The organism is Arthrobacter sp. 01L42 (genome assembly GCF_056400005.1).
Genome location: NZ_JBFTSL010000011.1, coordinates 177,488 through 184,590 on the forward strand (window position 1 = coordinate 177,488; position 7,103 = coordinate 184,590).

Annotated in this window: 8 protein-coding genes; 6 read left to right on the forward strand and 2 right to left on the reverse strand. The window is 68.0% G+C overall.

Going from position 1 to position 7,103, the window contains the following annotated elements; all coding sequences use genetic code 11:
- Positions 1-7: 7 nt before the first annotated feature.
- Entirely contained in the window at positions 8-1,234 is a 1,227-nt protein-coding gene (locus tag AC1DN2_RS11900) for an alkaline phosphatase family protein (RefSeq protein ID WP_476850477.1), read from the forward strand.
- Positions 1,235-1,342: 108 nt separating this feature from the next.
- Here the strand turns inward: AC1DN2_RS11900 and sepH are convergent, their stop codons facing one another.
- Positions 1,343-2,770, reverse strand: coding sequence for a septation protein SepH (gene sepH / locus AC1DN2_RS11905; RefSeq protein ID WP_476850467.1), 1,428 nt, complete (start codon positions 2,768-2,770; stop codon positions 1,343-1,345).
- Between the two features lie 322 nt (positions 2,771-3,092).
- Here sepH and AC1DN2_RS11910 point away from each other — a divergent pair, with 322 nt between their 5' ends.
- On the forward strand, positions 3,093-3,392 hold the full coding sequence (locus AC1DN2_RS11910; protein WP_018772415.1) for a DUF4193 domain-containing protein: 300 nt from the start codon (positions 3,093-3,095) through the stop codon (positions 3,390-3,392).
- Between the two features lie 117 nt (positions 3,393-3,509).
- On the opposite strand, the gene AC1DN2_RS11915 is transcribed toward AC1DN2_RS11910, so the two are convergent.
- A complete protein-coding gene (locus tag AC1DN2_RS11915) occupies positions 3,510-3,995 on the reverse strand; it encodes a DUF3093 domain-containing protein (protein WP_223917074.1) in 486 nt (161 codons plus the stop codon).
- Between the two features lie 183 nt (positions 3,996-4,178).
- On the opposite strand from AC1DN2_RS11915, the gene dut reads away from it, so the two are divergent.
- The 4 genes from dut (at position 4,179) to AC1DN2_RS11935 (ending at position 6,919) form a co-directional block, all read left to right on the forward strand.
- Entirely contained in the window at positions 4,179-4,697 is a 519-nt protein-coding gene (gene dut / locus AC1DN2_RS11920; RefSeq protein WP_476850468.1) for a dUTP diphosphatase, read from the forward strand.
- Positions 4,698-4,879: 182 nt separating this feature from the next.
- Entirely contained in the window at positions 4,880-5,626 is a 747-nt protein-coding gene (locus AC1DN2_RS11925) for a DUF3710 domain-containing protein (RefSeq protein WP_476850469.1), read from the forward strand.
- Entirely contained in the window at positions 5,619-6,089 is a 471-nt protein-coding gene (locus tag AC1DN2_RS11930; RefSeq protein WP_476850470.1) for a hypothetical protein, read from the forward strand. Before AC1DN2_RS11925 ends, AC1DN2_RS11930 begins: the two co-directional genes overlap by 8 nt.
- Positions 6,086-6,919, forward strand: a complete 834-nt coding sequence (locus tag AC1DN2_RS11935) for a DUF3159 domain-containing protein (protein WP_476850471.1) — start codon at positions 6,086-6,088, stop codon at positions 6,917-6,919. The genes AC1DN2_RS11930 and AC1DN2_RS11935 overlap by 4 nt, the downstream gene beginning before the upstream one ends.
- Positions 6,920-7,103: the final 184 nt, after the last annotated feature.

Below are 7,103 nucleotides of genomic sequence, written 5' to 3' on the forward strand. Positions count from 1 at the left end.
TCCCTCCCTGGCCGCCGGCGCCGCCGCGGCCGTTCCGCTGGCCGCCGGTGCTGGTCCGTCCCCGCTCCCGCCCGCCCCGGCGTTCGGACATCGTTCCATCGCCGAGGTGCTCACCAGCGCCGCCGCCAGCCTGGGAGTCCCGGGGTTTGAGAACAAACTGAACCTTCCGGCTGCCAAACGCGTGTGTGTGGTGCTGGCCGACGGGCTGGGCCGGAACCTGTTGAAGCAGAAGAGCGCCCACACCCCGTTCCTGCGTGCGGTCCAGCAGGCCGGCCAGGGCCAGGTGCCCGTGTCGCTGGACTCGGCGTTCCCGTCCACCACCGCGGCATCCCTCGCCAGCTTCGGCACCGGACTGTCGGCGGGCCAGCACGGCATGGTGGGCTATGACGTCCTGGATCCGGATCAGGACCGGGTAGTGAACATGCTGGGCAACTGGGACGCCGGCGTGGACCCGCGGACGTGGCAGCCGTTCCCCACCGTTTTCGAACGGGCCGCGGAACACGTCGATGTGACGACGGTCAGCCTGCCGCAGTTCAGCACCTCGGCCATGACCGAGGCCGCGCTCCGCGGAGGCCGCTTCCTCACCGGAACCACGTCGCACGCCCGGACCGAAGCGGCCGCCGAGGCCATGGCCGGCGCCGGTCCCTCGCTGATGTACTTCTATGTCAATGAGCTCGACAAGGCCGGGCACCGCCACGGCTGCCAGTCAGCCCAGTGGGAGCACCAGCTGGAAGAACTTGATGCCACGGTGCGCCGGCTCAACGCCACCCTGCCGGCCGGCACCACGGTGCTGCTGACGGCGGACCACGGAATGGTGGACGTGCCCGAATCGCAGCGGATCGACTACTCCGCGGAGCCGGCGCTGCTCGCCGGGGTGCGGCACACCGCCGGAGAGCCGCGCATGGTCCACCTCTACCTAGAGGATAGGACGGACGACGCCGCCCGCGGCCGCCTGCTGGCCAACTGGCGGTCCCGTTTCGGGGACAGAATATGGGCCTTCACCCGTGAGGAAGCGATCGCGGGCGGCCTGTTCGGCGACGTGAGGGCCGAGGCCGCCTTGCGGATCGGCGACGTCATGATCGCGGCCCGGGACGCGCTGGCGCTTTACGATACCCGCAGGGTCCGGCCCACTGCCCTTGAGGTCGTGGGCCAGCACGGTTCCCTGACGAAAGCCGAGCGGGAAGTCCCGCTGCTCTATTTCCAGGCCGACGGTAAAAAAGCCCCCCGCGGCTGACGTTCCCAGCCTGAAATTCGGGACTGAAAATCGGGACGGAAATTCCTGCCTGAATTTCCTGCCTGAAATTCGGGACTGAAATCCCTGCCGGAAACGCGCGCCCGGCTCTTATTGGTCGTTGCGGGTTCCGAAGACGATTTCGTCCCAGCTCGGAACGCTGGAGCGCTTCGGCTTGGCCGGCTGGCGCTCGGGCTGGTCCGTTCCGGCTTCGTTCCGGGCAGCGGCGTGGGACTCGCGGTGCTGCCGCCGGGACGTTCCGCCGCCGATCAATTCATCCAGGCCCGGGCTCGCCGTCGGGCCGCTCTTAGGGGCCGGGCGCAGTTGCGAGGCCGCGATGGTGACTTCCCGGGTCTCGGTGCTGACGCCGTCGTGCAGTTTCAGGGCATCGTCCTCCTCCGGGAGGCGCGGTGCGAGGCTCAGCCGCGAGAGCATCGAGGGCCTGCCGTCGCGCCGTCGCGTGAAGGGGTCGGTTTCCGACGGGGCGGCCGCCTCCACTGCAGGAACGTCCGGCAGACCGGGGTTGATGAGGGCTGGATCGGTCTCGGCCGGGGCGGGATCGTTCTCCGCAGCCGATTCGGGGATGGCATCCGGTTCCACAGATGCCGGAAGCCCGGGTGTTTCCGGGACCTCCGAGGGACGGGGGTGGGCAGCGGGGACGCCGGTGGTCAGGAGCGTGGCAAGGGCGTCGTCCGCGTCCTCGTCCACGCCGATTCGCTGGCCGCGGCGGGAACGCAGCATGTCCAGCAGCCCGTCGGCGTCTTGTTCCTGGTGGATCCTGTCCTGCTGGAGCAGCATCTGGTGAATAATGCTGTGCTGGCCGGTCGCTGTGCGGGCGGCGGCCTCGGCATCGGTTTCAAAGTCGAAGGGCCGGTCGGAGACGGCCGTAAGGCGCCGGGTCGGCACGGGGCCTTCGAGCGGCTCAAGTTCGCTCAGCTGCTGGGCCCAGCGGTTGGCGTTTTGCAGGGTCTTCCGGGCGGGGTGGAAGGTCCACAGGGCCGGCGGCTCCTCGCCGATTCCGGCCGCGCCGCCGGGCTTGGGCTCGAAGCGGGCCACCACGTTCCAGCTGCCGTCGGGACGTCGCCAGGAATCCCACTCCAGTGTTGAGGGCTCGACGCCGTAGGCCCTGAGCCGGTGCTCGACCATGTCGCTGAGGGACGCCGGGTTTTCACCAAACACCGACCGGTAGGCGTCGTGGCCCGGGGCGGGGGAGGCGACCTCCACCTTGCGGGCCTGCTGCGCGATGTACTCGCGTTCGGCCAGGACCGGGCCCTCGTAGCGCTGGACCTTCTCCAACGGAATTCCGGACAGTTCCGCCACTTCGGCGGCGGTGGCCCCGTTGCGAATCCTGGTCTGGATGTCGCGCGGTGACATGGCAATAGGGGGTGCGGCCGCGCTGGACGCGGTCTTCGCCGACGCCCGGCTGGCTGCCACCCGAAGTGCTTCATCGATCGGCAGCTGGAACATCTCGCCGCCGGTGCCACTCAACAGGAGATGCTCTCCGTCGTCGTGGACGCCTACAAGCCGTAGATCCTGCATACAAATCCTCCACCCTGGCATTACTAACAATCGAAACTCTGCCACCAGCCGGACGCATTTCGGGTTAGGACGGCAGGCGCGCCGTGATTTTCCGCGACTTTCCGCCGGTTTTTGCCGGTCTGCGGGAGAGATCGAGGCGAGGAGACCGGTGGGCTCTGGCATTCGGGAGGCGCTTAAGTAAAAATGACCCGACACCGGGCACAAAAACCGCATGTCCGGCGTTACAACGGTGAACCGTTCCCGGAGCCCAGGGTTACCATCCCGGCGGGCCACCCAGGAACGGCGAATCAATCGAACGAATGCGGAGTGTGAGCAACAAATAATGGCGACTGATTACGATGCGCCGCGTAAGACCGAAGAAGACCTCAGCGAGGATTCGATTGAGGCTCTGAAGGCGCGGCGTACGGAGAAGCCTTCCGCCGTGGTGGATGAAGATGAGTCCGACCTCGCCGAAGGCTACGAACTTCCCGGCGCAGACCTGTCCGGGGAGGAACTGCTGGTCCGGGTCCTGCCCGCCCAGGCTGACGAATTCACGTGTGCCTCCTGCTTCCTCGTCCGCCACCGTTCGCAGATTGCCCGCGAAAAGGACGGCCTTAAGTACTGCAAGGATTGCGAGGGCTAGGCACGCGGCAGCCCTGACCAGGACCCCCGATCCCGGGCCCGCATTTCGGGACCGGGGAGGAGGCGACGTGAGGTGCCCTCTGGGAGTTGGGGAGAGCCGTGCAGGGGGCGGTGGGAACTAAGCGTTGAGCGCGGCGATCAGTTGCTCCGGGTGGCGGCTGGACGCCAGCCAGTACGGCGTGCGGTCCGAGGGGTCCTCGATCTCGATCCGGACCACCGGATCCACCCAGCCGCGGATACACAGGAACGCCAGCCCATTGAGCCGGGTGCCCCGCTCCGCCGTCGCTTCTTTGCCCCGGAACGCCGTGGCCTTGCCCAGGAATCCGCGTTCAATCGTGGCCCTGCCCACCTTCAGGGTGGTCCTCGTGACCGTGATTGACGGCGTGGACAGGACCAGCAGCACGGAGATGATGACGAAGAGCACGATCGCTGCGGTGATACCGGCCCAGATGCTGATGGGCGCCAGCATGAGGATCCCGGCGCTGGAGAACCCCGCCGCGACCAGCCAGATCCAGAAGTTCGGCCAAAGCTTCTCGGAGTAAAGGGCAGTGGAGTCGCGCGGGGCGCTCTTCGGGGCAGGCGCGGCTGCGCTGGATTCGGGCATAAGCACAGCTTTTCATCTTTCCCGGGCTATTTCACCTCGGCCCCGCCCGGCTCCAGCCCTGGATCAACCCGGAACAACCCGGATCAACCCGCATCCACCGCGCACCAGTCCCGCGGGCGGCGTGCCCGGGCAGGCCAGCGGCGGCTAGGACGATGTTCCTTGCGGGCGTTAGAGTGAGGGACTGTGACTGAAGAAAACACCGCCGTCGCCAGTGCCACACCGACGGCCAGCGACGCAGCCTACGGAACGCCCACCTTGACGGTACAGCTGAAAATGCTCGACGACGGGCTCGAGCCGCCGTCGTACGCGCACCCGGGCGACGCGGGCGCTGACCTCCGCGCCCGCGAGGACGTCGTCCTCGCGCCGGGGGAGCGCCGCCTCGTCCCGACGGGCGTCTCGATTGCGCTCCCGGATGGATTCGTTGCGCTGATCCACCCCCGGTCCGGCCTCGCCACCAAGCACGGACTCACGGTGGTGAACGCCCCGGGGACCGTGGACGCCGGCTACCGCGGTGAAATCGCGGTGACACTGCTCAATACGGACCGGGACGAGGCGATCGAGCTCCGCCGCGGCGATAGAATTGCACAAATGGTCATTCAGCGCGTGGAGTACGCCAGGTTCCTCCCGGTCGAGGAGCTCGACGGCTCCGTCCGCGGCGGGGGAGGCTTCGGTTCCACCGGCGGTTTCGGCGGACCGGCCTGAGCGCAGGCCCCGGCAACGCCACGGGAGCCAACTGCGTTTCTGCAGTGCCGCAGGCACTGCAGCACATGCAGGCAATGATGCACGAAATAAGGAGCCGGCCGCGGGGTAGCGGGCGGCCACGCGGACAGGCGCCAGGACGGCGCCGGGCGGCGGTACAGGATCACAACTGAAGGAGACACCCCATGGTTTTTGGGCGCGGCAGGAAAGCCAAACAGGAGCAGCCGACCGGGGCCGATACGGACCAGAACGCTGTGGCCACGGAAGCTGCTGGTGACGCCGCCGCGACACCGGCCGGGAACGTTGCCGAAACCGCCGGCCGGGCCGCGACCGGCCCCTTCGACGTCGCGGAAATCGAAGACCAGGACGGGTACGTGGACCTCGGTGCGCTGCTGATCGCGCCCCGCGAGGGACTCCAGCTCCGCTTGGAGGTTGAAGAGGCGAGCCAGCGCGTCGTCGCCGTCACCATGGACCTGGAGGGCTCGAGCCTTCAGCTGCAGGCCTTCGCCGCCCCCCGTTCCGAGGGCCTGTGGGATGAAATCCGTGAGCAGATCGGGCAGTCGGTCGGCAGCCAGGGCGGCCAGGTCGAGGAGGTCGAGGGCAGCTTCGGCACCGAACTCGTGGCGAAGCTTCCCGCCGGCGGCGCGGACGGCAGCCAGGGCTACCGCGTGGCCCGCTTCATCGGCGTTGATGGCCCGCGCTGGTTCCTCCGCGGAGTCTTCGGCGGCGAGGCAGCCCTTGACCGCGACGCGGCGGCCGGACTGGAGGGGCTCTTCCGGAAGATCGTCGTGGTCCGCGGCGAGAACCCCATGCCGCCGCGTGACCTGCTGCAGCTGCGCCTGCCCAAGGACACCGCCGCTGCACCGTCGCCGCAGGCGGCCCCCGAATTCGAACAGCCCGAACGCGGACCGGAGATAACCCAGATTGGCTGATGCCGCCGGCAAAAAATCCACCGCCGCCATGTCCGTCCGGGACTTGCCGGACCGCGGGCGGGTGCTGTGCCACGGCTTCATCGAGTCCGTCACGTACGTGCCCGCCAACCAGGTGGCTTCCTTCATTGCGATCCTGATCGATCACGACGTGCCTGCGCCCGTCAGCCGTTTCCCGGGATTTGGTGTCAAAGCCGGCTCCGGTGCCGGGACGGCCAGCAGCCTGCCGGCCAGCACCCTGCCGGCCAGCGGCGTGTCCACCCACCGGGTGCGCCCCGGCGCTCAGCGCCAGCGGCCGGCCGGTCCCAAGGAGCGGCTGCGCGTTGTATGGCTGGGCCGGCGCCGGATCCCTGGCGTCGACGCCGGAACGGAGCTCCGGCTCGAGGGCATGGTCACCATCCGCGACGGGCTGCCCACGATCTTCAACCCACGCTACGAAATACTCTCCCGCCAGGAGGAGCAATGACCTTGCCCGAACACCCCGAGCGGGACCGCCCGGAGCGGCCTCAACAAGACACCGACCGGCACGAACCGGCGGAATCCGCGGACGGCGGCCGGGACATTTCCGCCCCCGTGACCTCCGAGCCCACAACGGCCCAGCCCACAACCGCCGCGCCCACCGTCGCCCAGCTTGCCGGGGACTACGCGGCCAAGGCCGGCCTGCACCGGTCGAGCAACGGCAACATCGACGTGCTGAAAAGCGCCGGCGGCATCCAGGGCATCGCCGAGAGCATCCTCCCGGGCCTGGTCTTCCTGATTGCCTTCACCATCGACCGGGAAAACCTAACGATGGCCGTCACGGCCTCCCTGGCGGTGGCCGCCGTCTTCACCGTGGCGCGGCTGGTTCAGCGCAAACCACTGACGCAGGCTCTGGCCGGCTTCATCGGCGTCGGCCTCTCCGCCTGGCTGGCCACCTCGACCGGCAAAGCAGAGAATTTTTACGTCCTGGGGTTCTTCACCAACGTCGGCTACATCCTGGCAATGTCGATCTCTGTGGCCGTGCGCTGGCCGATCGCCGGCCTGCTCTTCGGCTTCATCCGCAACGAGGGCCTGGAATGGCGCAAGGACCCGAAACGGATCAGGGCGTACAGCATCGGCACCTGGGTGATCGTTGCCGTGCTGGTCCTGCGGCTCGTGGTGCAGGTTCCGCTCTACTTCATGGGCGAGCAGGGCCTCGCCGCCCTCGCCACCACCAGGCTCATCATGGGCGCCCCGCTGTACATCCTCGGCATCTGGATTGCCTGGCTGATCACCCGGCCGGCCCCGGTGCCCGCCGCAGCCCCAGAGGCCAACTGACCCGTTGCGCTATCAGATATGGCCGTTCCCAGACTTTGTGCTGTCTCACCTCATCGTTGACACTTCATGTCTCAACTGATCGTGGACGGTTCATGTCTCAGGACTTCGTGGACGGTTGCCTGCCCGTGCCGTTGAGGCCGATGTAGACGGTTCCTTTGGGCGGGCGCGGGTGGCTGATGATTTC

What these genes read in the sequence shown, in the direction of transcription:
- sepH (WP_476850467.1), bottom strand. Translation starts at nt 2,770, where the DNA reads ATGCAGGATCTACGGCTTGTAGGCGTCCACGACGACGGAGAGCATCTC.
- AC1DN2_RS11910 (WP_018772415.1), top strand. Translation starts at nt 3,093, where the DNA reads ATGGCGACTGATTACGATGCGCCGCGTAAGACCGAAGAAGACCTCAGC.
- AC1DN2_RS11915 (WP_223917074.1), bottom strand. Translation starts at nt 3,995, where the DNA reads ATGCCCGAATCCAGCGCAGCCGCGCCTGCCCCGAAGAGCGCCCCGCGC.
- AC1DN2_RS11925 (WP_476850469.1), top strand. Translation starts at nt 4,880, where the DNA reads ATGGTTTTTGGGCGCGGCAGGAAAGCCAAACAGGAGCAGCCGACCGGG.
- AC1DN2_RS11935 (WP_476850471.1), top strand. Translation starts at nt 6,086, where the DNA reads ATGACCTTGCCCGAACACCCCGAGCGGGACCGCCCGGAGCGGCCTCAA.